Annotated in this window: 28 protein-coding genes; 11 read left to right on the top strand and 17 right to left on the bottom strand. The window is 26.3% G+C overall.

From position 1 onward, the window contains the following. Position 1: 1 nt before the first annotated feature. Positions 2-1,276, bottom strand: a complete 1,275-nt coding sequence (gene eno / locus ACKU3H_RS02285) for a phosphopyruvate hydratase (RefSeq protein ID WP_320035363.1) — start codon at positions 1,274-1,276, stop codon at positions 2-4. Between the two features lie 163 nt (positions 1,277-1,439). Between eno and ACKU3H_RS02280 the strand changes: the two genes are divergently transcribed. Next, positions 1,440-2,126 (top strand): tetratricopeptide repeat protein, encoded by a 687-nt coding sequence (locus ACKU3H_RS02280; RefSeq protein WP_320035362.1) that lies wholly within the window; start codon positions 1,440-1,442, stop codon positions 2,124-2,126. A 32-nt stretch (positions 2,127-2,158) separates the two neighbouring features. On the opposite strand, the gene recA is transcribed toward ACKU3H_RS02280, so the two are convergent. Both recA and ACKU3H_RS02270 read right to left on the bottom strand, forming a co-directional pair. Next, on the bottom strand, positions 2,159-3,190 hold the full coding sequence (gene recA, locus ACKU3H_RS02275) for a recombinase RecA (protein WP_320035361.1): 1,032 nt from the start codon (positions 3,188-3,190) through the stop codon (positions 2,159-2,161). An 88-nt stretch (positions 3,191-3,278) separates the two neighbouring features. Then, positions 3,279-3,485: a hypothetical protein gene (locus ACKU3H_RS02270; RefSeq protein WP_320035360.1), complete on the bottom strand. Its 207-nt coding sequence runs from the start codon at positions 3,483-3,485 to the stop codon at positions 3,279-3,281. Positions 3,486-3,607: 122 nt separating this feature from the next. Here ACKU3H_RS02270 and pseB point away from each other — a divergent pair, with 122 nt between their 5' ends. Genes pseB through ACKU3H_RS02220 form a run of 10 tightly spaced genes read left to right on the top strand, consistent with a single transcriptional unit; the run spans position 3,608 to position 13,274 of the window. After that, entirely contained in the window at positions 3,608-4,600 is a 993-nt protein-coding gene (gene pseB / locus ACKU3H_RS02265) for a UDP-N-acetylglucosamine 4,6-dehydratase (inverting) (protein ID WP_320035359.1), read from the top strand. Further along, positions 4,600-5,730, top strand: a complete 1,131-nt coding sequence (gene pseC / locus ACKU3H_RS02260; RefSeq protein WP_320035358.1) for a UDP-4-amino-4,6-dideoxy-N-acetyl-beta-L-altrosamine transaminase — start codon at positions 4,600-4,602, stop codon at positions 5,728-5,730. Before pseB ends, pseC begins: the two co-directional genes overlap by 1 nt. Continuing rightward, positions 5,723-6,421, top strand: a complete 699-nt coding sequence (gene pseF / locus ACKU3H_RS02255) for a pseudaminic acid cytidylyltransferase (RefSeq protein WP_320035357.1) — start codon at positions 5,723-5,725, stop codon at positions 6,419-6,421. Before pseC ends, pseF begins: the two co-directional genes overlap by 8 nt. After that, positions 6,418-7,452 carry a pseudaminic acid synthase gene (pseI, locus tag ACKU3H_RS02250; RefSeq protein WP_320035356.1) on the top strand — a complete coding sequence of 345 codons (1,035 nt, stop codon included), beginning with the start codon at positions 6,418-6,420 and terminating at the stop codon, positions 7,450-7,452. Before pseF ends, pseI begins: the two co-directional genes overlap by 4 nt. Then, positions 7,433-8,410, top strand: coding sequence for a UDP-2,4-diacetamido-2,4,6-trideoxy-beta-L-altropyranose hydrolase (pseG, locus tag ACKU3H_RS02245; protein WP_320035355.1), 978 nt, complete (start codon positions 7,433-7,435; stop codon positions 8,408-8,410). The genes pseI and pseG overlap by 20 nt, the downstream gene beginning before the upstream one ends. Next, complete coding sequence (locus tag ACKU3H_RS02240; RefSeq protein ID WP_320035354.1) at positions 8,407-9,534, top strand: ATP-grasp domain-containing protein; 1,128 nt, start codon at positions 8,407-8,409, stop codon at positions 9,532-9,534. Before pseG ends, ACKU3H_RS02240 begins: the two co-directional genes overlap by 4 nt. Continuing rightward, positions 9,531-10,727, top strand: a complete 1,197-nt coding sequence (locus tag ACKU3H_RS02235; RefSeq protein WP_320035353.1) for an ATP-grasp domain-containing protein — start codon at positions 9,531-9,533, stop codon at positions 10,725-10,727. Before ACKU3H_RS02240 ends, ACKU3H_RS02235 begins: the two co-directional genes overlap by 4 nt. Further along, a complete protein-coding gene (locus tag ACKU3H_RS02230) occupies positions 10,724-11,419 on the top strand; it encodes a hypothetical protein (RefSeq protein WP_320035352.1) in 696 nt (231 codons plus the stop codon). The genes ACKU3H_RS02235 and ACKU3H_RS02230 overlap by 4 nt, the downstream gene beginning before the upstream one ends. Next, the gene (locus tag ACKU3H_RS02225) at positions 11,420-11,926 is read left to right on the top strand and encodes a DJ-1/PfpI/YhbO family deglycase/protease (protein ID WP_320035351.1); all 507 of its coding nucleotides are present in this window, start codon (positions 11,420-11,422) and stop codon (positions 11,924-11,926) included. It begins immediately after the preceding gene. Next, a complete protein-coding gene (locus ACKU3H_RS02220) occupies positions 11,913-13,274 on the top strand; it encodes a glycosyltransferase family 2 protein (protein ID WP_320035350.1) in 1,362 nt (453 codons plus the stop codon). Before ACKU3H_RS02225 ends, ACKU3H_RS02220 begins: the two co-directional genes overlap by 14 nt. On the opposite strand, the gene ACKU3H_RS02215 is transcribed toward ACKU3H_RS02220, so the two are convergent. The 14 genes from ACKU3H_RS02215 to ACKU3H_RS02150 are packed head-to-tail and all read right to left on the bottom strand — an operon-like array spanning position 13,275 to position 25,768. Continuing rightward, positions 13,275-14,327 carry a glycosyltransferase family 2 protein gene (locus ACKU3H_RS02215; RefSeq protein ID WP_320035349.1) on the bottom strand — a complete coding sequence of 351 codons (1,053 nt, stop codon included), beginning with the start codon at positions 14,325-14,327 and terminating at the stop codon, positions 13,275-13,277. Then, a complete protein-coding gene (locus tag ACKU3H_RS02210) occupies positions 14,324-14,968 on the bottom strand; it encodes a TylF/MycF/NovP-related O-methyltransferase (protein ID WP_320035348.1) in 645 nt (214 codons plus the stop codon). Before ACKU3H_RS02210 ends, ACKU3H_RS02215 begins: the two co-directional genes overlap by 4 nt. Beyond that, complete coding sequence (locus tag ACKU3H_RS02205; protein ID WP_320036455.1) at positions 14,940-16,004, bottom strand: GDP-L-fucose synthase; 1,065 nt, start codon at positions 16,002-16,004, stop codon at positions 14,940-14,942. The genes ACKU3H_RS02210 and ACKU3H_RS02205 overlap by 29 nt, the downstream gene beginning before the upstream one ends. Before the next feature lie 19 nt (positions 16,005-16,023). Beyond that, entirely contained in the window at positions 16,024-17,172 is a 1,149-nt protein-coding gene (gene gmd / locus ACKU3H_RS02200) for a GDP-mannose 4,6-dehydratase (RefSeq protein ID WP_320035347.1), read from the bottom strand. A 17-nt stretch (positions 17,173-17,189) separates the two neighbouring features. Then, entirely contained in the window at positions 17,190-18,701 is a 1,512-nt protein-coding gene (locus ACKU3H_RS02195; protein WP_320035346.1) for a hypothetical protein, read from the bottom strand. 3 nt (positions 18,702-18,704) lie between these two features. Further along, entirely contained in the window at positions 18,705-19,400 is a 696-nt protein-coding gene (locus tag ACKU3H_RS02190) for an FkbM family methyltransferase (protein ID WP_320035345.1), read from the bottom strand. 1 nt (position 19,401) lies between these two features. Beyond that, positions 19,402-20,154, bottom strand: coding sequence for a class I SAM-dependent methyltransferase (locus tag ACKU3H_RS02185; RefSeq protein WP_320035344.1), 753 nt, complete (start codon positions 20,152-20,154; stop codon positions 19,402-19,404). Further along, entirely contained in the window at positions 20,151-21,257 is a 1,107-nt protein-coding gene (locus ACKU3H_RS02180; protein WP_320035343.1) for a DegT/DnrJ/EryC1/StrS family aminotransferase, read from the bottom strand. Before ACKU3H_RS02180 ends, ACKU3H_RS02185 begins: the two co-directional genes overlap by 4 nt. Further along, on the bottom strand, positions 21,257-21,685 hold the full coding sequence (locus tag ACKU3H_RS02175; protein ID WP_320035342.1) for a hypothetical protein: 429 nt from the start codon (positions 21,683-21,685) through the stop codon (positions 21,257-21,259). The genes ACKU3H_RS02180 and ACKU3H_RS02175 overlap by 1 nt, the downstream gene beginning before the upstream one ends. Before the next feature lie 12 nt (positions 21,686-21,697). Next, on the bottom strand, positions 21,698-22,792 hold the full coding sequence (locus ACKU3H_RS02170) for a glycoside hydrolase family 99-like domain-containing protein (RefSeq protein ID WP_320035341.1): 1,095 nt from the start codon (positions 22,790-22,792) through the stop codon (positions 21,698-21,700). Continuing rightward, a complete protein-coding gene (locus ACKU3H_RS02165) occupies positions 22,779-23,867 on the bottom strand; it encodes an SPASM domain-containing protein (protein WP_320035340.1) in 1,089 nt (362 codons plus the stop codon). Before ACKU3H_RS02165 ends, ACKU3H_RS02170 begins: the two co-directional genes overlap by 14 nt. Positions 23,868-23,891: 24 nt before the next feature. Continuing rightward, positions 23,892-24,290: a hypothetical protein gene (locus ACKU3H_RS02160; RefSeq protein ID WP_320035339.1), complete on the bottom strand. Its 399-nt coding sequence runs from the start codon at positions 24,288-24,290 to the stop codon at positions 23,892-23,894. 4 nt (positions 24,291-24,294) lie between these two features. Beyond that, on the bottom strand, positions 24,295-25,023 hold the full coding sequence (locus ACKU3H_RS02155) for a CDP-alcohol phosphatidyltransferase family protein (RefSeq protein ID WP_320035338.1): 729 nt from the start codon (positions 25,021-25,023) through the stop codon (positions 24,295-24,297). After that, the gene (locus ACKU3H_RS02150; RefSeq protein WP_320035337.1) at positions 25,013-25,768 is read right to left on the bottom strand and encodes a phosphocholine cytidylyltransferase family protein; all 756 of its coding nucleotides are present in this window, start codon (positions 25,766-25,768) and stop codon (positions 25,013-25,015) included. The genes ACKU3H_RS02155 and ACKU3H_RS02150 overlap by 11 nt, the downstream gene beginning before the upstream one ends. Between the last annotated feature and the right edge of the window lies 1 nt (position 25,769).

Raw genomic sequence — 25,769 nt, 5'->3', positions numbered from 1 at the left:
ATTATTTAGAAAAAGGTTGTTTCCCTAAATATTCAGCATAACCAATCTCTGCACCAATCTCTAGAAGTCTGTTATATTTTGCGATTCTATCACTTCTAGCAGTTGAACCAGTTTTGATTTGCCCACAATTTAATGCAACTGCAAAATCTGCAATAAATGCATCTTCAGATTCACCTGATCTGTGAGACATTACGCAGTTGTAGTTGTTTCTTTGTGCAAGTCTGATTGTAAGCATAGTTTCACTTACTGAACCAATTTGATTTGGTTTAATTAAGATTGAGTTTCCGATACCTTTTTGGATACCTTCTGCCAAAATATTTGCATTTGTAACAAATAAATCATCCCCAACTAATTGAACTTTTGAACCAAGTCTGTCAGTTAAGATTTTCCATCCATCCCAATCATCTTCAGAAAGTCCATCTTCGATTGAAACAATTGGATACTTAGCACATAAATCTTCATAATAAGAAACAAGTTCTTCAGAAGTGATAACTCTTCCTTCACCTTTTAATTCATATTTCCCATCTTCTGTAGTAAGTTCAGACGCAGCAACATCAAGTGCGATACAAATTTGTTCACCAGCTTTATATCCAGCTTTTTCTACAGCTTCTAAAATAACTTGAATAGGCTCTTCGTTTGATTTTAAGTTTGGAGCGAATCCACCCTCATCACCAACTGCAGTTGATTCACCCATACCATCAATAACTTTTTTAAGGTGTTGATATATTTCAGAAACAGCTCTTAAACCATCATTGAAATTATCAAATCCAACTGGCATAACCATATATTCTTGGAAATCAACAGAGTTGTTTGCATGCTCACCACCATTGATGATATTGAACATTGGAACAGGCATTGTCATTGCATTTGCTCCACCTAAATATCTGTATAAAGGTACATCTAAAGATGCCGCTGCAGCACGTGCAACTGCCATAGATACACCTAAAACTGCATTAGCACCTAAATTTGAATAATTGTGTGTACCATCAATATCTTTCATAGTCGCATCAATCTCAGCTTGATTGTATGGACTTAAACCTAATAATTCATCTGCAATAGTTGTGTTAACATTTTCAACAGCTTTTAGAACACCTTTACCTAAAAATCTATCATCACCATCTCTTAATTCTAAAGCTTCTCTTTTACCAGTACTTGCTCCACTAGGAACTATTGCACTTGCTTTTGTACCATCACTTAATATAACAGTTGCTCTAACTGTTGGATTACCTCTTGAATCTAATACTTCATCCGCGTAAACATTATCAATAAATACCATCACAGGTCTCCTATTTTTGATTAAATCACAATATTATACTTAATTTTTTATTTTTTGTTGCTTTATGAAGAATAATATAATTAAAGATTGTATTTTATAAAAAAATTTTGAAAATTTTAGCTTAAAATGGTAGAGTTAAGAAGTTAAAACATAGGGATGATTTATGGAAAGTATAGATAAAAGAACATTAGGTTTACAAATTGGATTTGCTCTTGAACTGTTTAAAACAGGCAAATATCAAGAATCTTTAATCCAATATGAATATATTATTAACAATTATGAATTTAACTTTCCTGAAATATTTATTGCATATGGAAATTGTTTATTTGCTTTAGGTAAATTAGATGAAGCAATTGCAAGTTTTAAAAAAGCTTTACGAATAAATGTTAAGCTAACAGATGCTTCTTTGGGCTTGGGAAAAGCTTATTTATATAAAAAAGAGTATCAAAAAGCAGAAAAAGTTTTTTCAAACTTAGTAGAAAATGATGCTTCTATAAATGCTGCAAATTATTTAGCATTTACTTATGAAAAACAAGAAAGATACAATGAAGCTGAATATTTGTATGCAACAATTTTACAAATAAATAGTGACCTTCATGAAGTGTGGAATAATTTTGCATTATTTTATAAAAGTTGTAGAAAAAATAAAGAAAAAGCTGTTGATGCCCATAAAAAATCTTTAGAACTTGAAGAAAAGTTAGAATATTTACAAAATTATGCTCTTACTCTTTTAGATTTTGAAGATGCAAAAGAAGCTTTAAAATTGATAAATAGATGTCTTGAAATAGAACCTGATAATCAAACTACAAAAGAGTATCTTGAAATAGCAAATAAAATGTTAGATAAATAAATTTAGTAAGTTGACGAAGGAAAGGAAAACTCCTAATCTTCATCTTCTTCTGGCTCACCTTGAATAATCTCATCGTTTACACCCATAGCTGTTAAGATTTTTTGTTCAATCTCATTTGCAACATCTGGATTATCTTTTAAGAATACTTTTGAGTTTTCTTTTCCTTGACCAATTTTGTTATCCCCATAACTAAACCATGCACCAGCTTTATCTACGATATCAAGTTTTACACCATAATCTATAAGCTCACCTGTTTTAGAGATACCTTCACCAAACATAATATCAAATTCTGCTTGCTTAAATGGAGCAGCAACTTTATTTTTTACAACTTTTACTTTTACTCTATTTCCTATAGAGTTTTCACCTTGTTTTAAAGTTGCGATTCTTCTAATATCAAGTCTAACTGAAGAGTAGAATTTAAGTGCATTTCCACCTGTTGTTGTTTCAGGACTTCCGTATCCAGTCATACCAATTTTCATTCTGATTTGGTTAATAAAGATAACTGTACAATTCATTTTGTTTAATAAACCAGTTACTTTTCTTAAAGCTTTACTCATAAGTCTAGCTTGAACACCAACTTGTTGATCGTCCATATCTCCATCTATCTCAACTTTTGGAGTTAAAGCAGCAACTGAATCCACTACTACTAGATTAACTGCACCACTTCTAATAACTGTTTCCAAAATCTCTAAAGCTTGCTCACCAAAGTCTGGTTGAGATACAAGTAAGTTATCTGTATCAACACCAAGATTTTTAGCATAAACTACATCTAAAGCATGCTCTGCATCAATAAAAGCACAAACACCCCCAGCTTTTTGACACTCTGCAATTGCATGAAGAGTAAGAGTTGTTTTACCTGATGATTCAGGACCATAAATCTCTATAACTCTACCTTTTGGTAAACCACCAACACCTAATGCTAAGTCAAGACCTAATGAACCTGTTGAAATTGATTCAACAGGAACTACTTCTTTGTCACCTAGTCTAATTAGAGTACCTTTTCCAAATGTTTTGTCAATTTGTTTAATAGCTAACTCTAAAGATTTTTTTTGATTATCATCCATTGTTTTTCCTAATCGCTTTTTATTTATGTTGGAATTTTAGCAAAAATTTTTTTAACTCAGTAGTAATATTGCAAATTGTAATAGTTTTTTATTCATCATTATTTGAATTCTTATTTTGAAGCTTTTCTACGTTTTCAATTGTCTTAATATGTGAGCTTACTCTTTTCTTCATACTAAATCGTTTAATATGTTTTGCTAGTATCTTAGTATATTTCTTATAATTTCTTGAACCTTTTTCATAAGAGGCCAGTTTTTTTTGAATTTTTAATATATCCTCTGGAATATTATCTGCCATAAATTAACCTAGTTTTGAAATTAATGTAAATTATTACATATAAACTCTTAAAATCAAAGTTAAATAAATTATTAGATACTATATTATAAATAAATCTTCTAAATTAGATAAAAAGGCATCAGATGTTTGATGGTAAAAATATTTTAATTACTGGTGGAACTGGAAGTTTTGGTAAAAAATATACTGAAATATTATTAAAAAAATATAAACCAAATAAAATAATTATATATTCAAGAGATGAATTAAAACAATATGAAATGTCGCAAGATTATGATAATAAGTGTATGAGATATTTTATAGGTGATGTAAGAGATGCGTCAAGATTAAAAAAAGCAATGAATGATGTTGATTATGTTATTCATGCCGCAGCATTAAAACATGTACCAATTGCTGAATATAATCCTATGGAGTGTATAAAAACTAATATTAATGGGGCTCAAAATGTTATTGATGCTGCAATGGAAAATGGTGTAAAAAAAATAATTGCATTATCTACTGATAAAGCAGCAAATCCTGTAAATCTATATGGAGCTACAAAGTTAGCTTCAGATAAATTATTTGTTGCAGCTAATAACTTAATAGGAAATCAAGATATCCAATTTTCAGTTGTAAGATATGGAAATGTAATAGGAAGTCGTGGTTCAGTTGTCCCTTTCTTCAAAAAATTGATAAAAAGTGGTAAAAAATCACTCCCTATAACAGATGCAAATATGACAAGGTTTTTAATTACTTTAGAAGAGGGTGTTGAGTTTGTATTAAAAAATTTTGAGAGAATGCAAGGTGGAGAGATATTTGTGCCTAAAATCCCTTCTATGAAGATTACAGATTTGGCAAAAGCTCTTGCCCCTGAATTACCCCATGAGATAATAGGTATAAGACCAGGAGAAAAACTTCATGAAATAATGTGTCCTAGTGATGACTCCCATTTAACTTTAGAGTTTGATGACCATTTTGTAATACAACCAACAATTACGTTTACCAAAAGTAGAGATTATAAAATAAATAAGTTAGGTGAAAATGGTGAAAAAGTTAAACAAGGTTTTGAGTATAACTCAGGGGATAATACTCAATGGTATAAAAAAGAGGATATTTTAGAAATAGTAAAAGATATGTAATGAATATTATTAACTATGGAAAACAAACTATTTTTAAAGATGATATAAGTGTAGTTGAAGAGGTTTTAAAATCAGACTTTTTAACTACAGGCCCTAAAGTAAAAGAGTTTGAGTCTGCTCTTTGTAAATATACAGGGGCTAAATATTGTGTTGCTGTATCAAATGGAACAGCAGCCCTTCATCTGTCTTCAATGGTTTTATTAAATAAAAACGATAAGGTTCTTACCACTCCAAACTCTTTTTTAGCAACATCTAATTCAATACTTTATGTGGATGCTAAGCCTGTCTTTATAGATATAAAAGAGGATGGAAATATTGATTTAGATCTTTGTGAAAAGAGATTAAAAGAGGATTCTTCTATAAAAGCTATTTATGCCGTACACTTTTCAGGTAATTCAGTAAATCAAAAAAAATTAGAGTATTTAAAAAAAACTTATAATATAAAGATACTAGAAGATTGTGCCCATAGTTTAGGTGCAAGCTTAGATAATATAAAAGCTGGAAGTTGTAAAAATAGTGATATCTCTATTTTTTCTTTTCACCCTGTAAAAAATATTACAACAGGTGAAGGTGGTGCAATTACAACAAACTCAAAAGAGATTTATGAAAAACTACTTAGCTTGAGAAATCATGGGATGATTAAGACAGATTCAATGAAACCTTGGGAATATGAGATGAGAGATTTGGGTCTCAATTATCGACTTACAGATATACAGTGTGCTTTAGGGATTTCTCAATTAAAAAAGTTAGATGGTTTTCTAGAAAAAAGATGGGCTATAGCAAAAAAATATGATGAAAATTTTGAAGCTTTAGAAAACATAAAACCTTTATACCCATTTACTAAAGAATCTGCATATCACCTCTATGTTATAAGAATTGATTTTAAAAATTTTTCAATTTCAAAAGAGGAACTTTTTAATAAATTAATGGATAAAAATATAAAAGTTCAGCTTCATTATATGCCAATAAATAAACAAGTTTTTTATAAAAATCTTGGATATGGAGAAGAGTTTACTCCTTTGATGGATAGATACTATGAAGAGGTATTATCTTTACCAATTTTTCCAAGCTTAAGTGAAGAGGAACAAAATTATGTAATACAATCTCTAAAAGGATTACTTTATGCCTAAAGCTATTGCTGTAATTCCTGCTAGAGGTGGAAGTAAAAGGATACCTAGAAAAAATATAAAATTCTTTCATGGGAAACCACTAATAGCTTATAGCATAGAAGCAGCAAAAAGATCAAATCTATTTGATAAAATAATTGTAAGTACTGATGATGAAGAGATTGCAAATATAGCAAAAGAGTATGGAGCTCAAATTCCTTTTTTAAGACCAAAAGAATTAAGTGATGATTTTACAGGTACAGCTGATGTTGTAAGTCATGCTATAAACTTTTTAAAAAAGCAAGGGGAAGAGTATGATTTTTGTTGTACTATTTATGCCACAGCACCATTTTTGGAAGAAAAATATCTAAAACTTGGTTTTAAAAAATTAATGTCAAGTGATGCTCACCAAGCTTTTAGTGTAACTTCAATGCCTTTTCCTATCTTTAGAACATTTAAAATCACTAAAGATAATAGGTGTGAAATGTTTTTTCCTGAGTATCATCAAACTAGAAGTCAGGACTTAGAAGAAGCATATCAAGATGCGGGGCAATTTTATTGGGAAAATCTACACAATAGCTTTACTCAAAGTGGTTTTGGAAAAGACTCAATACCAATTGTTCTTCCTCGATATTTAGTTCAAGATATTGATACTCTTGAAGATTGGGAAAGAGCCGAATATATGTATGAAGCAATAAAAAGGGGTAAATTTTGAAAATTGGGAATTTTAATTTAGAAAAAGATGGTACTTTTATTATTGCGGAGCTAAGTGCAAACCATAATGGAAGTCTACAAACAGCCCTTGATACAATAAAAGCAGCAAAAGAGTGTGGTGCAAATGCTATAAAACTTCAAACATATACAGCAGATACTTTAACTTTAGATTGTAAAAAAGATGATTTTATGATTGACGGTGGTACCTTATGGGATGGAAAAAGTTTATATGAACTTTATAAAGAAGCGTATACCCCTTGGGAATGGCATGAAGAGTTGTTTGCTTATGCAAGAGCTATTGATATAGATATTTTTTCTACTCCTTTTGATAAAAGTGCAGTTGATTTTTTGGAGCAGTTTAATCCAAGTGCTTATAAAATTGCATCATTTGAGATAACAGATTATGAGCTAGTTAGATACACAGCAAGTAAAGGTAAACCAATAATTATAAGTACAGGAATTGCTAAAATTGATGAGATACAAGATGTTGTAGAGATATGCAAACAAGAAGGAAATGAGAATATTGTTTTACTTAAGTGTACAAGTGCTTATCCCGCGCCTTTAGAAGAAGCAAATTTAGCAACTATACAAAATATGAAAGATTTATTTGGTGTAAAAATTGGATTCTCTGATCATACTTTAGGTATAACTGCTCCAATTGTGGCAACTACACTTGGCTCACAAGTTATTGAAAAACATTTTATACTTGATAAAAGTATAGGTGGACCAGATTGTGAATTTTCTTTAGATAAAAAAGAGTTTTCTTTAATGGTTGAGAAAATAAGAGAAACTGAAAAACTTATAGGAAAAGTTGATTATAGTTTAAATGAAAAAAGAAAAGGACAAAGAAGGTTTTCAAGAAGTTTATATGTAAGTAAAGATATAAAAAAAGGTGAAAAGTTTACAGAAGAGAACATAAAAAGTGTAAGACCTGGATATGGATTACATCCCAAATATTTAAATGAAATTTTAGGTAAAACAGCAAGAAAAGATTATAAGATGGGTGATAGACTTGAAAAAAATATTATTTAGATGTGACTCCTCTTCAACTATAGGATTAGGACATGTCAAAAGGTGTTTGGTCTTAGCAAAAAGATTAAAAGCACAAAATAAACAACTACAAATAATATTTTCAAGCTTGGATTTAAAAGGAAATATAAATAAAGAGATTTTAAAAAATGGTTTTATGGTTTATATTTTAAAAGACAATAAAACAAAATCTTTGAATGATTTAATTAAAAACTTAGAAGTTGACTTTCTTATTATTGATTCATATGATATTTATGAAGATTTTGAGAAAAAGATAAAAACAAAAAATAAGAACTTAAAAATATTAAGTTTTGATGATACTTTAAATTTTCATTGTTCAGACTTTATTTTAAATCATGGTATTCAAGCAGATAAAAAAAATTATAAAAAACTAGTTTCTAAAAATTGTAAAATATGGTGTGGTAGTAAATATACACTTTTAAGAGATGAGTTTTTTAACAAATATAAGAAAAAACCTGAAAAAAAATCAATAGCAATTATCTTAGGTGGAAATGATGTATTAAATCTTTCTTCAAAAATTTCTAAATACCTTTTGAAAATAGATAATAAATATAAAATATCTATAATAACTTCAAATGTAAATATACATTTAGAAGAATTGAAAAAAAATCTAAATGTAAAGGTTTTAGTAGATATAGATAATATTGCTGAAGTTTTAAGTTCAAAAGAGTTTGTAATAAGTGCAAGTGGTGGAACTCTTTTTGAAGTATTGGCTTTAAAGAAAAAGTTTATAAATATTGAAGTTGCCAATAATCAAAAAGTTGTAACAGATTTTTTGAAACAAAAAAATATAAAAACAACAATAAAGGCTGATGAACTATCTTTAGAAAAACTAAAAGAGAAAATAGAATATATAGAAAAAACAGATATTTATAAAAAAATTGATTTAAAATTCTCAAAAGATAGATTGATTAAAAAGATTTTGAAAGAGTTAGAGTGAAAAAAGTATTTATTTTAGGTGGAAGTAAACTTCAGTTTGATTTGATATTTGAAGCAAAAAAGCTATATTTTGAAGTTCATCTATTTGATGGTAACAATAATTGTGAAGGTAAAAAATATGCAGACTATTTTTATCATATAGATTTAAAAGATAAAGAGCAAATATTAGAAAAAGCTCAAGAATTAAGTCCTTTGATTATAACTACAATTGCATCTGAACTTGGAAATGTAACAGCATGTTATGTATCAGAAAAAATGGGAATAAAATCAAACACCTACCAAGTTGCATTAAATACAACAAATAAAAAAGAGATGAAAAATATCTCTATAAAAAATAATATAAATATAGCTAAATATAAAACAATAAAAACTCCAGAAGATTTAAAACAATGGGATTCTTTCCCTGCAATAATCAAACCTATAGACAGTTCAGCAGGAAGAGGAGTTAGTTTTATTACTAAAAAAGAGCAAATAGATTCTGCTATAGAAAAAGCTTTTAGATTTACTTCTGAAAAAGAGGTTTTAATAGAGGAGTATATAAAAGGGAAACAATTTAGCATAGAAACAATCTCTTCAGAAGGTAATCATAGTATAGTAAGTATTACTGAGGAGTATTTGACCCCTTTACCTAATATAATAGAGACACAACAATTAATCCCAGCAAGAGTAGAAAAAGAAGAGGAAACGAAGTTAAAAGAGTTTGCATTTGATGTTTTAAACTCTTTTAATATAAAGTTTGGAGCTTGCCATATTGAAGTTAGAGTGGATGATGATTGTGAGTTATATTTAGTAGAAATTGCTTCAAGAATGGGTGGATGGAGAAGTGAGTTAATTAACTTAGCTTTAGGGATTAGTTATTGTCAACTTTTACTTTTTTCTTTAGAAGGGAAAAAACTACAGTTTCAAGCATCAAGAGAAGAGTTTGCCATAGTAAAAATGATTTTATCTATGGAAGATTTTGAAGCTTATAAGCTATTTTGTAAAAACTATAATGATTTTGTAATCTCAACTTTAAATATTAAAGATGTAAAAGATTCAGAACATTTAGCTGATTCTAACGGATTTTATTTTTTACATATACAAGATAAAATAGATCTTATAAATTTTATTGGAGAGCATAGATGAAAGAATATATATGGATAATTGGAGGTTCTATTCATCAGCTTCCTGCAATCTATGAGGCAAAAAAATTAGGTCTAGGAATTGTTTGTAGTGATTATAATAGTTATTGTATAGCAAAAGATGAGGTTGATATTTTTATAAATATTAGTATTTATGATAAACAAGCTCATATAGAAAATATAAAACGATTAAAAAATGAGGGAATAGATTTAAAAGGAATTGTTTGTATTGCAGTAGATGCTGCTATTACTATGGGTGCTGTTAATGATTATTTTGGTTTTTGTGGGGTGAGTGAAAAAATAGCAACTATTTGTAAAGATAAAACACAATTTAGAAAAAGCTTGGAAAATTCAGTTATTCCAAATGCAAAATATAAAATATTAACTAAAGAGAATAAAACATTTGATTATGAGATAGAATTTCCTGTGATAATAAAACCTAATAATGGTTTTGGTAGTGTTGGAGCAAAAATATTTTATAATAAAGAGGGTATAGAAGAGCATATAAATAGATTATTTGATAGTTTTGAAAAAGTTTTAGTTGAAGAGTTTTATATTGGAGAAGAGCAAACTGTTCAAGCTATATTTGATTGTGATGGTGAGTTTATCCCTGAATATATAACAGATAGATTTTTTACAAGAGATATATACCCTGTAGAGATTGGATTGCAAAACCCTAGCTCTTTACCTAAGAAAATCCAAGAAGAGTTATTTGATTTAGCTAAAAAAACAGGGGAAGTTTTAGGTATAAAATCTGGTACTGTAAAACTAGATACAATTGTTACAGAAGCTGGAGCTAGGATAATCGAAGCAACAGTTAGAGTAGCAGGTGGCTTGGATCCATATTTTTTAGTACCTGCTGCAAGTGGTAAAAATATTATGCAAAACGCTATATTAACCGCATTGGGTAAGAAAACTAAAAAAGAAGCACTTAAAGATAAAAAAAATAAATATGCCTTAACAGGCTCACCTTTACCAAAATCTGGAGTAATCAAAAATATTAGTGGTATAGAAAAAGTAGAGAATATGGAAGGTGTAGAAAAAGTATTTCTTTTTGCTAAAAAGGGGGATACAATAAAAGAGTATAAAGATGGAACATCAAGAGTATGTTTTGTATTAGTATCCCATAAATCACTAAAAATAGCAGAAGATATTCTAAAACAAGCAATAGAAACTATAAAGATTGAGACAGAATGAAAGATATAAAATATTTAAAAAAGCCTACGTCAGAAGACAAAAAAAGTTTAGAACAATTGATTTATAATGATGTTGAGTGTAGTATTGACTTTAAAGATATTTTAGTAGAAAAACCTTGGGGAAGTGAATATCTTCTTTTTGAAAATGAACAGTGTGCCATCTGGATATTAAATATAAAATATATGCAAAATACATCGATGCATTGTCATGTTAAAAAACAAACCTCTTTAGTATGTTTAGATGGTGAGGTTATGTGTGGTACTTTAAACAAAACAAATTTATTAAAAAATTTAGATGGATTGTTTTTTGAAAAAAAGATTTTTCATCAAACACAAGCAATCAATGAAGAGGGAGCTTTTGTATTAGAGATAGAAACCCCTGTAAATAAGTTTGATTTAGCAAGGATAAATGACACTTATGGAAGACAAGGCAAAGAGTATGAGAATAAAGATTGTTATAAAAATGTAGATAATTTATCTTTATCTTTTCCAAATAATACTGTAAAAAAATTTGGAACGACAAAAGTTGAAATACTTAAAATAGATGATTTAGAACAATTAAATACTTATGATGAAAACTCTATAATTTCTATTTTGGATAATGATAAAAATATTGGTAAAATATTTAGATTAAAAGATATAAGTGATATGAAAGTAGGAAATACTGTTTTGTTGCTTTCAAAGGAGATATAAATGGGAAAAAGAGCTGTAATAATCATAGGAAAAGGGTTTGAAGATAGTGAGTTTACATACCCTTTTTATAGACTACAAGAAGAGAATATAAAAGTTGATGTAGCAATTGCCGGAGATAAAAGCGTAAATGGTAAGCTTGGGCAAGAGGCAAACCCAACTATAAAATGTAAAGAGTTAGATGAAAAAGATTTTGATATGGTTATCATTCCAGGAGGTCATGAAGGTCCAGATAGAGCAAGACAAGTACAAGAGATACTTGATTTTGTAAGAGCAATGGATGAGAAGAGAAAGCCAATTGCAACAATTTGTCATGGCTCTTGGGTTACAATCTCAGCAAAAATAATGAAAGGCAAAAAAGCAACTTGTTATAAAGGGATGAAAGATGACCTTATAAACTCTGGTTGTGAATATTTAGAAGAAGATGTTGTAGTTGATGGACATTTTGTATCATCGCCACATTTTAGAAATAATCATCAATGGATGAAGGCTTTGATTGAGCAGTTGTAAAAATCCTTTAGTAAGTATTATTGTCCCTATTTTTAATGCTGAAAACTATATAAATAAATGTTTAAATTCAATATTAAATCAAACAATGAAAAATATTGAAATTATTATTGTAGATGATGCTTCAACTGATAGAAGTTTATTTATAGTTGAAAATTATAAAAATAAAGATTCTCGAATAAAAATTATAGGTCTAAAATATAACAAAGGTCCAGGTAATGCAAGAAATAAAGGTATAATTTATGCATCTTCTAAATTTGTTATGTTTATAGATAGTGATGATTATATTCATCCTAAAATGGTTGAAATTCTTTATAATGAAGCTTTGTCAAAAAATTGTGATATTGTTAGTTGTCGATATCATAGAGTAAGTAATGACGAAGTCTTATCTACATCTCCTTTAGATATTTATTCTAATGATTCTATTTGTGATTTCATGAAAGGATGTATTTCACCAATGGTATGGAATAAAATATACTCGATAAGATTATTTATTGATAACGATATATTTTTTCCTGAAGAATTATATTTTGAAGACCAAATTGTTACATTTCAATTGTTTTTTTATGCAAAGAATATTAGTGTTTTAGAAAATATATTTTATAATTGGAATGTTACAGACAAATCTATTACTAATAGTATCTCTTTAAAACATATAAATGATTTATTCCGTGTGTTTAAATTAATTAAAAAGTTTCTTATAGATAAAAAAGTTTATAAACACTATGAGGACTATTTTTTATCAAAACTCTTATATATAACAACTACTCATTTATTAAGTCTTTTATTTAATCAAAAATTGAAGAATCAGATTTTTTTAGAAAATATTGAAAATAAATTATACTCTTTTAATAATAATATTTTAGAAATTGTTAAAACCAATAATAAGAGTTACTATATAAATTATATATATAATCTTTTTAAAATAACTAAAAATAATAATTTAAAATTAAGATATAATCAGATACAAATAAAAAGAAATATAATGATTGATTCTTATAATTTAGATTCGGATATACTTTTTAACTTGATAAAGCTAAAGTCCATAAAAGAATTAATAATATATGGTACCGGAGAAATTGCACATGAACTTATAAAAAAAATAAAAAACAAGAAAATAAAAATAATAATGATACTTGATTCAAATAATACTGCAAGTACATTTGATTATAATAATGTATATACTCTTGAATCTAGTCCTATAAATATTGATAATAAATATATTATTATTGCAAGTATTGCTTATGCAAATGAAATTATACAGAAAATTAAAAACTATTCTTTAACAAAAAAAATTTCCCCTAATATTATTAGTATAAATGATTTTATAGATTATATAGAAATAAAATGATTAAAGATTAAATATTATTATTAACTCTTTTCGTATATTATATGTGTTAATTAATTCATCTATAATTTCTTTTTCTCTTCCTAAAACAGATATAACAATCAATTCATTAGGACTATTTTTTAAAACAGTAATAGGTTTTATATATTGCTTTTTTAAGATATCATATTGTTGATCTATAACATATTTTATGTTATTCTTAAAATTAGAATAAATTATTTTACCAATATTTCCATAACCATAAAGAACAAAATTCTTTTTTTCTAGGTGAAAGTGATAGCATTGAGAAAGTAAATTATTAAATAGTCTATTAAAAAACATATTATGAGATGAATTCTCTAAACTTTTTAATGTATTGTACGCATTTGAATTAAAAATATTATCAACTTTATCTAAATATTTTGATTGAATAAATAAATCTTCAATTCTTGCTTTTATTACATTTTGTTCAGAAATACCTCCAGCTAAAAAATTTGCAATTGGAAAGTTTACAAATTGAAAATTATAATTTCTTAGAAAACAATTCAATACAAAATCATAATCAGCAGCAATTGAAAATTCTAAGGAAAAAGGTATATTTTTCATAATATATGTTTTTGTAAATAAAGTTTGATGGTAACAAAACATATTATCTAATGGATAATAAATTTCTTTATGTGATTTATATGATTTTTTATTATCTTCTGCTATGTAATATATATCTCCTGCTATTAAATCAGTTTCAGGTTCTAATTCATTCATTATTTTACAAATTGTATCTTCTTCTACAAAACTATCTCCTGCATTCATAAAGTTTATCCATTCTCCTGTTGATATAGATATTCCTTTGTTCATTGCATCATAAATTCCCTTGTCCGATTCACTTGTCCAGTATGATATATATTTTTCATATTTTTTAATTATTTCAACTGTTTTATCTGAACTATTACCATCTATGATTATATATTCAATATTTGGATATTTTTGTTTCAATATACTAAGAATTGTTTGCTCAAGAAAATGTTCGGCATTATATGTTACTGTAACAATTGAAATTTTTGGATAAGTAGTATTCATTTTTTTATTAATAAACCTATCCCTACTTCTAACATTAGTATTTTTTCTGGTTTATTTTTCAAAAAATCATCACAGGCTTTTTTTACCCCTGGTAATGCATCCCATCCATAGTCATGAATAATAACTTTTGCTCCAGGAGATAATTTAGAATATATTTTATCAAAACTATCAATTATAGAAGAATAAAAATCACCATCAAAAAATGCAAAAGAAATTTTTTTAGGAAAAGAAGATTCATCAATATTTTTAAACCAACCTTGACATACTATTGGTTTTTTTAAATTATAATTTTTAAACGTATTTGTAAAAAGATCTAAAGAAGTTTTGCATGAACCCTCTTTATATTGTATTGCTGTATTTGACATATCATGTGACAATTTAGCAGGAAGTCCTTCAAATGAATCATATACATAATACTCTTTTTTACTTTCTTTGAGATCTAATAGTTTTCTAATAAATATAGAGGTAGTACCAATATTACATCCAAGTTCAACAATTTCTCCTTCAATATTAGAATCTAGAGTACTTTCTAAATTAGATAAAATATGAATAATTTGTGTATCTGTAACCATTTGAGATATTATAGGTGTTGACTTTAAAATGTTATTTATGTTATTTGATGTTTTGTGTATAGAAATCATATGCTTTTTTTATTCCTTCTCTCAGTGTTATTTTATATTTCCAGCCCATATTTTCAAGTTTTGTAATATCAGTTTTTTTGAGTATAACACCATCTGGTTTATTTGTATTAAAATTAAAATTTCCTTGAAAGTTTACAATATCTTTAATAAGATATGCTAATTCTTTTATACTTATATCTTTTCCTGTTCCTATGTTAATATGAGTATTTTTAATTTCTCCACTTTTTGATAGAGATTGACTATTCACTATATCATTAAAACTCTTATTTTTAAGTAAGAATATACAGGCATCAGCCATATCTTCAGAATATAAAAATTCACGTTTAGGTTCTCCTGTCCCCCAAATTTCAACATTATTTTTTGTAATTCCATATTTTTTAAGATATTTTTTAGCTTTAAAAATATTATCAATTCCCAAATCTAACATTATTTCATCATATTTTTCTTCATTTAATAATTTAGCCAAATGAATTTTTCTAATTAGTGCAGGTAAAACATGAGAATTATCTAAATCAAAATTATCATTTGGACCATAAAGGTTTGTAGGCATTACTGAAATAAAATTGGTATTATACTGAATATTGTATGATTCACACATTTTTATACCAGCAAGTTTTGCAATTGCATATGGTTCATTTGTATATTCCAATGGCCCTGTTAATAATGAACTTTCTTTTATAGGTTGAGGGGCATCTTTTGGATATATACAAGTTGAACCCAAGAATAATAATTTTTTTACATTGTGCAGATAAGATTGATGTATAACGTTATTTTGAATAGAGATATTTTCATAAATAAAATCAGCTCTAAATAAATTATTTGCCATTATTCCACCTACTTTTGCAGCAGCTAAAATAACATATTCTGGTTTTTCTTTTTTAAAAAAATTTGCAACTAGAGATTGATTAGTTAAATCTAATTTATCATGAGTTCTTGTTATAATATTTGTATAATTTTTTTCTTTAAGCTTTTTTAAAATCGCGGAACCGACTAGTCCGGTATGACCGGCTATATAAATTTTTGAATTTTTATTTATTGACATTTATAAAGCTTTTTTATTCATAGTAGCTCATTGCTTGATATCCACCATCTTTAATGTATTGATCTCTTTTCATAAGTTTTATATCTGATTTCATCATATCATTAACTAAGTCTTGTAAATTGTATTCTCTATTCCACCCAAGTTTTTTTTCTGCTTTTGTTGGATTACCTAATAATAAATCGACTTCTGTTGGTCTAAAATATTTTTTGTCTATAGATACAACAATTTTATTTTCTAATTTATGGTCATATTTTTTTTGGGTAATTCTTTCATATTTTTTTATATTTATTTTATCTACAATTCCAACTTCATTTATTCCTGTACCTTCAAATCTTAACGTAATCCCAACATATTCAAATGATAATTTTACAAAATCTCTTACTGTAGTTGTTTGTCCTGTTGCAATAACCCAATCTTCAGCTTTTTCTGCTTGGAGAATCATCCACATCATTTTTACATAATCTTTTGCATGTCCCCAATCTCTTTTTGCATTAAGATTTCCTAAATATAATTTATTTTGTAGTCCTAATGCAATTTTGGATGTTGCTCTTGTTATTTTTCTTGTTACAAATGTTTCACCTCTTACAGGAGATTCATGATTAAATAAGATTCCATTACAAGCAAAAATTCCATAAGCTTCTCTATAATTTACAGTTATCCAATATGCATACATTTTTGCTACAGCATAAGGACTTCTTGGATAAAAAGGAGTGTTTTCATTTTGTGGAGTTTCTTGTACCTTTCCATATAGTTCAGATGTACTAGCTTGATAAATTTTTGTTTTTTTTATAAGTCCTAAAATTCTTACTGCTTCTAATATTCTAAGGGTTCCCATGCCATCGGCATTTGCCACATATTCTGGTGTTTCAAAAGATACTGCAACATGACTCATAGCTGCTAAATTATAAATTTCATCTGGTTGTATTTCTTGAATAACTCTTGTCAAATTCATAGAATCAGTCATGTCCCCATAATGCAAAATAAAATTTCTATTTTCTTCATGTGGGTCTTGATATAAATGATCTATTCTATCTGTATTAAATAGTGAAGTTCTTCTTTTTATACCATGAACAATATACCCTTTTTTAAGTAGAAATTCTGCAAGATATGAACCATCTTGTCCTGTAACACCAGTGATTAATGCAATTTTTTTATCTTTCATATATACTTTATTCTCCATTATATTTCTAATGTTATAATTCTATTTTTATTAATACCTATTTCTTTTGTTAAATATTCCACAATTTCATTTTCTCTTCCTAGAACTGATATAATTATTTTGTCATATTTCATATTAAGTAGTTTAATAGGATGATTGTTTTTTTCAGCTATATCTACATGTTCTATTTTTTCATCTAGTAATAATTTGATTGTTTTACCCAAAGTTCCATTGCCATAAATTATATATTTCTGGTTTTCTTTTTTTAATTTTTGAATTTGAATGAATAAACAATTAAATTTTTTAGAAAAATCAATTTTATTATAAGTTGTTGAAATATATTTTAATGAACCTATTAAATTTTTATTTTTAGATAAAGTCAAACTGGATTTTACATCTTTTTTCAAAGTACTTCTAAGTAAATTTAAAATGGTTGTTTCATAATTCTTAAAACTTAATTCTTTATTAAAAAAGTTAATACTATCTTGATGGAATTTAGAATTATGTTCATAGTTAGAAAGTATCATTTCTAGTTCAGAAACTTTATTTATTATATAACCAAAATGATATTTTTTATAATATTCTCGTAGTATCAGATTATCTGATGTAATAATAGGTAATCCATTTTGTAAATATGTAGAAATTTTTCCAGAAGACAAGCCTATATCTAAAATATTTTTTCCAGTAAATATTGATTTATAATCGGGACAATATAGTGCAAGACCTAAATCTGCTGAATGAAGAATTTTTTTCATATCATGGTTTGTACAAAGTGTAATATCTAAAAAATAAATATTAGAGGGTAAATTAGGCTCTATTGCAGTTAACTTTTCTTTTGAAGAACCATATCTATCATGAATAATAAATACCCAATCCTCTGGGATTAAATTTTCTTTAAATATACTATTAAAACAAGACCAATAATCTATGCTACCTATGTAAATAAGCATTTTTTTTGAACGGCTTATATTTAGTAAGTCATAAATAAAATAATTCTTTTTATAAGGATATTCCTTTGAACCAGCAACAGGAATATAAATCATTTTGTTGCTATCAATATTATTCTCTATTTGAAGATTGTGTGCTCTAATTCTATCTTGTACAATTACGAAATTAGTGTATTGACAAGAAATTTTTTCAATAAGTTTAAATTCTTTTGAAGATTCTTTTTCAAAAAATATTTCATATGAAATATATCCATAGTTTATATTGAACTTAGAATAAAGAATATATGCTAGATATATCCCTAGTCTATCAATTCCTATTGTAAATGTGTAAGTGTTTAAAGAATATCTTTCTATAAAGTCATTTAAAATATTGTCGTCTGCTAGTAGATTATATTCATTATAAATATTAGAATATTCAATAATCTTACATGGACTATTGTTTTGTTTATTATCTTGATTAATTTCTAATTTAGGAATTAAGACAGATGTTTGAAAATATTTATTTAAGAATATTAAAATTTCATATAAATTTGGATTATTAAAAATATTTCCTTCTGGATGTATTACTAAAATTTGCTGTTTCATAAATTATATATTTCTTAATTGTTCTGGTGTCGAAAATGAATGATTCTTTCTTAAATTTGAAGTTTCTTTAACAAAAACTATATCAACTTGTCCAAGAGCACCATCCAACGGCCTGTTCCATCCAAAAATTATATCATAAGCTACAAAATTAATACTTTTCATATATTGGATTACATCATAGAAGTCAGGAGAGTCTTTCATAAATCTAAACATAGAAACTTCTGTAATGATTACTTCAACATTATTTAAAATCTCACTACATCCTTTTAATGCTTTTAATTCAGAGCCTTGAGTATCTAATTTAATTAAAATTTTTTCATTAAGAAGTTGGTCTTTTAATAAATCATTTATTTTTAATGTTTTTATAATTCTTTCATTTCCATCAGCAACTTCCCCCATACTTTCTTTTAAGATTGAAGAACCTGATAAGTGGTCTGTATGTACATTTATTTTAATTTGACCTGTAAAATCACAAGCTGCAACTAAAAAATATTTACCTTTAATTTTCTGTAATATACTTTGCATATGTTCTTCAAATTCAATAAGAGGCTCAAATAAATAATAAAAACTATATGGATAAACATTATATAAATCAGGAGTTCCTTCTGCTACTCCTATATCTAATATAACTGAAGGTTCAAAACCATTTCTTTTCAATAATTCTAATGATTCTTTTAAATTTTTTCTTTGATTATACATATTATTCATTTTTTAAAATCCACATAACATTCCAACTATTAATATTGGGGGTTTTATTAGTTAACCATTCATATTTATTCTTTAATTTAAATCCTACTAGCTCACAAATAAATTCTAATTCTGGATCGAAAAAATATCTCATACTATGAAGTTCTTTTTTTTCAATTAAATTTTGTGTATTTTTATTTTTTATAAAAATATTATAATTAACATCTACAATATTTTTTTCTATATGTAAAACAGGTTCAGCAATTCTTGTTATTTCAATGTCTTTATTTTGTAACTTTTTTAACCGAGGCGTAGGTAGATTTGTTAATACAGCAGGACCATACCAAAAATCAAATATAAATATTCCACCCAATTTTAAATGTTTTTTTGCAACTTCAAATGTTTTAATAAGTTCTTCTTTCGAATTTTGATAACTAAGTACATGAAATAAAGATAATACAACATCGAATTCTTTGTTTAAGTTAAGATTTTTTATATCTGCATGAGTAAAGGATAAATTATTATTAGTATTTTTTTTTGCTATTTTTAACATGTCTTGACTTGAATCTATGCCATGAACAGAATAACCCTTTTCAGAAAATAATTTTGCATGTCTTCCCGTTCCACAACCTAATTCAAGGATAGAATTTGTATTTTGTAATTCAGTCTGAATTTCTTTTTGTAAGTATTCAACTTCATTTTCATAATTTTTATCTTTATAGAGTAAATCATAATATTCAGAGTAAATATTTCCAAATGAATTCATTTCAAAACCTTTTTCAATATATTTGATATTTCTTCTAAATCTTTAAAAGTAAGAGAAAGTCCACTTGGAAGATAGAATCCTCTTTCATATAAGTTTTCACTATTTATTAACTTTTCTTCTAAAAAAAGACCCATATTATTAAAAACAGGTTGTTTATGAATAGGGTAGAAGAAAGGTCTTGTACCTATACCTTTTTCTGCTAATCTTTTCATAATTTCTTTAGCATTATATTTATAATTACTCTTTAATGTAATTGTATTTACCCAATAAATATTTTCACAATATTCGGTATTTTGTATTGGTAGATTTATATCATCTATATTTTTTAATAAATTATGATAACTTTTTCCTATCCATCTTTTTTTTTCAATAATTTTATCTATTTGTTCTAATTGTGCAACTCCCAATGCTGCTTGCATATTTGTCATTCTATAATTATACCCAAGTTCATTATGTATAAACCTTTCTTTTGTAAAACAAAGGTTTCTTAAACTTTTGGCTCTTTCATCTAATAAGATGCTATTGGTTAAAACCATTCCTCCTTCACCAGTAGTGATATTTTTATTTGGATAAAAACTAAATATACTAATATCTCCAAAACTACCACATTTTTTACCTTTATATTCTTGTCCATGCATTTGTGCAGCATCTTCAATAATTTTAAGATTGTATTTTTTTGCAATTCTTAATATAGGGTCTACATCAACAGATAATCCATAGATATGAACAATCATAATAGCTTTTGTTTTTGATGTGATTTTAGATTCAATATCCTCGTTTTTCATATTGAAAGTTGAAAAATCACTATCAATCAAAATTGGTTTTATACCATTTGTAACAAGAGATTGAGCACAAGAAATAATTGTAAATGTAGGGATAATAACTTCATCACCTTTCTTTAATTCTAAGGCTTTAACTGCAATGTCTAATGCTGCACTTCCACTTGAGCACGCAGTAGCATATTTCCTATTAATATATTTAGCCATTTGTTCTTCGAATTTTTTTACAAATGGGCCTTCTGAACTAATCCAACCTGTATCAATACATTCATTAAGATATTTTTTTTCATTACCTTTAAATAAAGGTGTATTTACTGGTATCATTATTTTAAAATCACTTCATCACAGTTAATTGGTTGAAATCTAGTTTTATCTAGTTCTCCTGCATAAGGTCCTTGTTTTATTTCAATTATTTCGCTACTTTCTAACATCTTAAATCCATGGCCCCCCTGCGCTAAAAGAATTACATCTCCATCAAATAGAATTCTACTTTCAAAATATTTTTTATTATCATCATAAAAATCTATTCGAACTTTTCCACTTTTGATGATTAGTACTTCTTGTGTTAAATGTACATCTCTTTGAATAGGGTTATGTATGTGAGGAACAATTATGTAATTTTTAGGTCTATTCATATATGCTAATTGTTGAGAAAAATCACTAGGTGTAAAAAACTCAATACCTTCTTTTCTATAAGACGATCTTATTATTATTGATAATAATTTATCTTTGCATATAATATTTTCTATCATAATAACTTACCTCTAATTTAAAATCTTATAATCTTGTTTTCTTTTATTTGTATCTTTTAATAAAGAACTTAATAAAACTTCTAAATATTGATGACCATATTCTAAATCAGGTTCCATGTAGTTGCCTTCTGCCCACTCATTCCATGCTTTTAAAAATATAATTTTTTCTTCATCTTTACTATACTTTTGAGTAATTTTTTCTATAGCGTTATCAACAATTTCTTTAAATAATTTTGGTGTGGAACCATCTAGTACTATACCGCTAGAACCACATCTTGGAGTATTGTCCCAGTTTGGCATTACAAGTGGGTATTCATTTTCTCCTAATTTATAGTTTTTTGAATATTGAACAAGTGATTTATAAGAATAAACAGTAGGCTTTTGAATATTATTTATTTTCTGAACTTCTAATTCTTGTGCTTCCATTGTTGCAAATGGTGCCCCCTCAACACAACTTTGGCAACCATATTTTTCAGTTTTTTTTGAAAAATGTGCTATAAAATGAAAACCTTTTAAGCCTTCTTTTTTTGCAAGAGTTTGCCAATAATTAGTAAATTCTAATGCATTAGGTATATCTATTGGGTTATAAATAAGAAATACTAATTTTTCATTTATTTTCATATATCGTTTATCTTTAAATGCATCTAATAAAGAATAAAAATGTTCTTTATAGTCTTCTAACCCTGGATAAGTTTGTTCTATTAATATACGATTAGGAGAACCATGCCAAACACCTGACCAAGTTTGATTTGCCCATCCTAAACAAAATGATATATCTGGTTTTTTGACTTTTAATACTTCTTTAAAAGGCTTTTCTAATAATTGTTTGCCCTTTCCAAACCAATAATGCCAGTAGCAAAAAGCTTCAATTCCATATTGTTTCGCTAGTTCTGCTTGTTCTATTCTTGACTCATTTAATCGTAAATCATAGTATCCTAGGTCGGCAGGTACTTTGGGTTGTTTATGACCTTCATATAAAGGTTTAGCTTTACCTACATTTGTCCATTCTGTAAAACCTTTTCCCCACCATTGATTATTTTCTGGAATAGGATGAAACTGAGGTAAATAAAAAGCTATTACACGGGCTTTTAAATTATTTTTCTTCACTATTTACCTTATTGAACAAGCTGGTTAAGTTTCCTAAGTTTACAACAGGATCTAAAAAAATAGGGTCTTGTAATATTTTTTTTAGTTTTAGAAAGTTTTTATTTTTTTCTAAATGCACTGCTTTTTCAATATATTCTTCATGAGAAAATGTACCCCAATTCTGAAGTTCTGAAAAAACAACTTGGTCTACATTAAGTTTTTTCCCTAATTTGATAAAATCAGCCATTTGATTAAAATTATCATTTTGTACAATCATTCTAATGATAAAAATAAATTCTTTTTTATTTTTTAAACTAGAGATAAAATAAAGATTATCCATTAAAGTATTAAAGTTACCACCTCTTCGTATTAGAGAGTAAGTTTTTTCATTAGTTGCATCTATAGAAATTGCAATGACATTAATTATATTTTGAACTTTTTTAAGTGTTGTATTCCATGCTTTTTCATTGAATAAAACACCATTTGTATCAATACGAATTTTAATATTTGGAATCTGTAAAAAGTCATATGTAGTGAGAAGCTTTTTATATGTTCTTGATGCAAATAAATCTCCTGCTCCACACAACCAAATTTCTTCTAAATAGTTTTTACATTCATCGATGATTTGAAACTCTTTTGTTAATTTATTTTCACTTTGTTCTTTTGTCTCAATTATGAGAGTTTTTCTGCAAGAGGGGCAACTTAAATTACAAGTTTGATCATCATCAAAAGATATTATTTTAGGTAAATTTTGTTCTAGTTTAAAAGATGAAATATCTGTAATTTCGTCTTTTAAAATTAATTCATATGGTATTTGATAAGATTTGTTAGATAATTTTTTTTCTAATACTTTTTGCATTGAAGCACATCTTGAACTGTCACAATATGAAAAATCCCCATTTAAAATTGAACGTCTTAACTCTTTGAAATCATTATTGTTCCATATGTCTTTAATATTTTCTTTATTAATGTTTCCAAATTTATGGTTTATATAACAGCATGTATTTATATTACCATTTTCTTGTAATTCTACGTACATAAAGGGGTTTGGGCAAATATATTTTTTAAATATTTTAGAATTATTAAATTTAGTCATATATTTATAGTCCACTCAATTTTATTATTTTAAAAAATATTCGAATATTTCTAAGATACTATACACTAATAACATTAAGAAAGTGATAAAAAGTATATTTAGAAATGATGCATAAACTAAATTCATTTTTTTATTAGTTAAAAATTTAATGTCTAAATTTTTTATTTTATCTTTTGATATATTTAATTCACAAATTAATTGTTCAGTTATTTCTACATTATACATACTAGCAATAAATATATAATCAAAATCAATATTCTCTAATTCAATTGGATTGATTATTGATAAATTATAAATTTTATTTTTATATAAAGATTTATTATTATCTGAAAAGGCAATTATTTCATAATTTTTATTTAGATAATTATATGCATTCTTACCACCATTCCCACATCCAAAAATTATAATTTTCTTTTTTTTCATTATGTTACTTCCATGGTATATTGTTATTAATCATAATATTATTTAGTTCTTTTATTTGAATAAGTAATAATGTTATAGTCCAAAAACAAATTAAAAATGATAATACTAATGTATACTGAGCAGTATAAATATTATATGCAAGAGGTAATAAAATTAAATTATATTGTCCATGCATTATAAAAAATGTTCTATATATAATTAAATTATTTAAAAATGTATTAATTTTGATAATAATTTTTATCGTGAGATTAAATGAATTATTTGAAGAAACTGAATTAATTTTATTATATTTAATTAAAGCATTTTTTTGATGTATAACTTTATCTAGATAATCTACTGTAGAAAAAACTAAAAGATTTAAAGAAACTAGTATCCATATTATTTTAGTATCATAATATATTCCTATAAATAAAAAGAGACCCATAATTTTTAAAAAATCTGAAAAATGATCATAAAAACTTCCTGCAGCACTTGATGTTTTAGTTGCTCTTGCTACAATTCCATCACAAATATCTAAAATAAGACTAAAAGACCAAAAAAAGAAGAAAAAATAAAAATTATAAAAAATAGAAATATATGATATCATTGCACTAATATTTGATAAGGTAGTTATTGTATTTGCTTTAATATTAAATAATAAAAAAACTTGAGCCAATGGAGAGCTAAAAATATATAAAAGTTTGAGTAAAAAAACTTCTGAAACTTTTTTATTATGAAATTGATTAAGTAACATTATATTCTTTTTCTTCATAATTATTTAAATCTTCTATAGTATCAATTTCTAACCAGTGTCCATAAATCTCAATAGGATTAACTTCCATTAAATTGTCAATAATTAGTTGAATAAAAGTAGTCATATACATATTATATACTGATTGTCCATCATACAATATATTTGTTTCTAATGATTCATAAAATTTTAAAACTTTTGGTATGGCTTTTGCTGATATTTTTATAAGTCCAATATATTGAGCTTGAATATCATCCAAATTATCAGTTTTCTTGCCTATCTCTTTGATCTTACCAGATTCAATTTTTAAGGTTTCAGCATCACTTAAAATATTATCCATTCTCAATGACCATAGCTTTTCCCATTCTTTATCTATAACTACAGAAAAATCACTATTACTATTAATGATTTTTTTTAAAACATCACTATTATATATTATATCTGAATACGAAATAATGACATCCTCTGTCATATAACTTTTTGCTTTAAATAGACTATATACCATATTAGTTTTGTCAAAGATATCATTACTAAAGAATGTAATTTTTTCTTCTTTTAGATATTCCTCTAAGACTTCTTTTTTATAACCAGTTACAATAGAGATATCTGAAATACCATTTTCTTTCATTGCTTCAATTATATAAGAAATGATAGGCTTTTTATTATATTTTACCATGCACTTTGGTTTGTCTTTTGTTAATGGCATTAATCTTGTACCTTGTCCTGCAGCTAATATAATAGAACGCATT

This window comes from Halarcobacter sp., assembly GCF_963675975.1.
Lineage (GTDB): Bacteria > Campylobacterota > Campylobacteria > Campylobacterales > Arcobacteraceae > Halarcobacter.
The sequence above is the reverse complement of the archived record's forward strand: the minus strand, read 5'-3'. Positions and strand labels throughout refer to the sequence as shown.

Coding starts and splice junctions, on each gene's coding strand:
- eno (WP_320035363.1), bottom strand. CDS start 1,276: ATGGTATTTATTGATAATGTTTACGCGGATGAAGTATTAGATTCAAGA.
- ACKU3H_RS02280 (WP_320035362.1), top strand. CDS start 1,440: ATGGAAAGTATAGATAAAAGAACATTAGGTTTACAAATTGGATTTGCT.
- recA (WP_320035361.1), bottom strand. CDS start 3,190: ATGGATGATAATCAAAAAAAATCTTTAGAGTTAGCTATTAAACAAATT.
- ACKU3H_RS02270 (WP_320035360.1), bottom strand. CDS start 3,485: ATGGCAGATAATATTCCAGAGGATATATTAAAAATTCAAAAAAAACTG.
- pseB (WP_320035359.1), top strand. CDS start 3,608: ATGTTTGATGGTAAAAATATTTTAATTACTGGTGGAACTGGAAGTTTT.
- pseC (WP_320035358.1), top strand. CDS start 4,600: ATGAATATTATTAACTATGGAAAACAAACTATTTTTAAAGATGATATA.
- pseF (WP_320035357.1), top strand. CDS start 5,723: ATGCCTAAAGCTATTGCTGTAATTCCTGCTAGAGGTGGAAGTAAAAGG.
- ACKU3H_RS02235 (WP_320035353.1), top strand. CDS start 9,531: ATGAAAGAATATATATGGATAATTGGAGGTTCTATTCATCAGCTTCCT.
- ACKU3H_RS02230 (WP_320035352.1), top strand. CDS start 10,724: ATGAAAGATATAAAATATTTAAAAAAGCCTACGTCAGAAGACAAAAAA.
- ACKU3H_RS02225 (WP_320035351.1), top strand. CDS start 11,420: ATGGGAAAAAGAGCTGTAATAATCATAGGAAAAGGGTTTGAAGATAGT.
- ACKU3H_RS02215 (WP_320035349.1), bottom strand. CDS start 14,327: ATGAATACTACTTATCCAAAAATTTCAATTGTTACAGTAACATATAAT.
- ACKU3H_RS02210 (WP_320035348.1), bottom strand. CDS start 14,968: ATGATTTCTATACACAAAACATCAAATAACATAAATAACATTTTAAAG.
- gmd (WP_320035347.1), bottom strand. CDS start 17,172: ATGAAAGATAAAAAAATTGCATTAATCACTGGTGTTACAGGACAAGAT.
- ACKU3H_RS02195 (WP_320035346.1), bottom strand. CDS start 18,701: ATGAAACAGCAAATTTTAGTAATACATCCAGAAGGAAATATTTTTAAT.
- ACKU3H_RS02190 (WP_320035345.1), bottom strand. CDS start 19,400: ATGTATAATCAAAGAAAAAATTTAAAAGAATCATTAGAATTATTGAAA.
- ACKU3H_RS02185 (WP_320035344.1), bottom strand. CDS start 20,154: ATGAATTCATTTGGAAATATTTACTCTGAATATTATGATTTACTCTAT.
- ACKU3H_RS02180 (WP_320035343.1), bottom strand. CDS start 21,257: ATGATACCAGTAAATACACCTTTATTTAAAGGTAATGAAAAAAAATAT.
- ACKU3H_RS02175 (WP_320035342.1), bottom strand. CDS start 21,685: ATGATAGAAAATATTATATGCAAAGATAAATTATTATCAATAATAATA.
- ACKU3H_RS02165 (WP_320035340.1), bottom strand. CDS start 23,867: ATGACTAAATTTAATAATTCTAAAATATTTAAAAAATATATTTGCCCA.
- ACKU3H_RS02160 (WP_320035339.1), bottom strand. CDS start 24,290: ATGAAAAAAAAGAAAATTATAATTTTTGGATGTGGGAATGGTGGTAAG.
- ACKU3H_RS02155 (WP_320035338.1), bottom strand. CDS start 25,023: ATGTTACTTAATCAATTTCATAATAAAAAAGTTTCAGAAGTTTTTTTA.
- ACKU3H_RS02150 (WP_320035337.1), bottom strand. CDS start 25,768: ATGCGTTCTATTATATTAGCTGCAGGACAAGGTACAAGATTAATGCCA.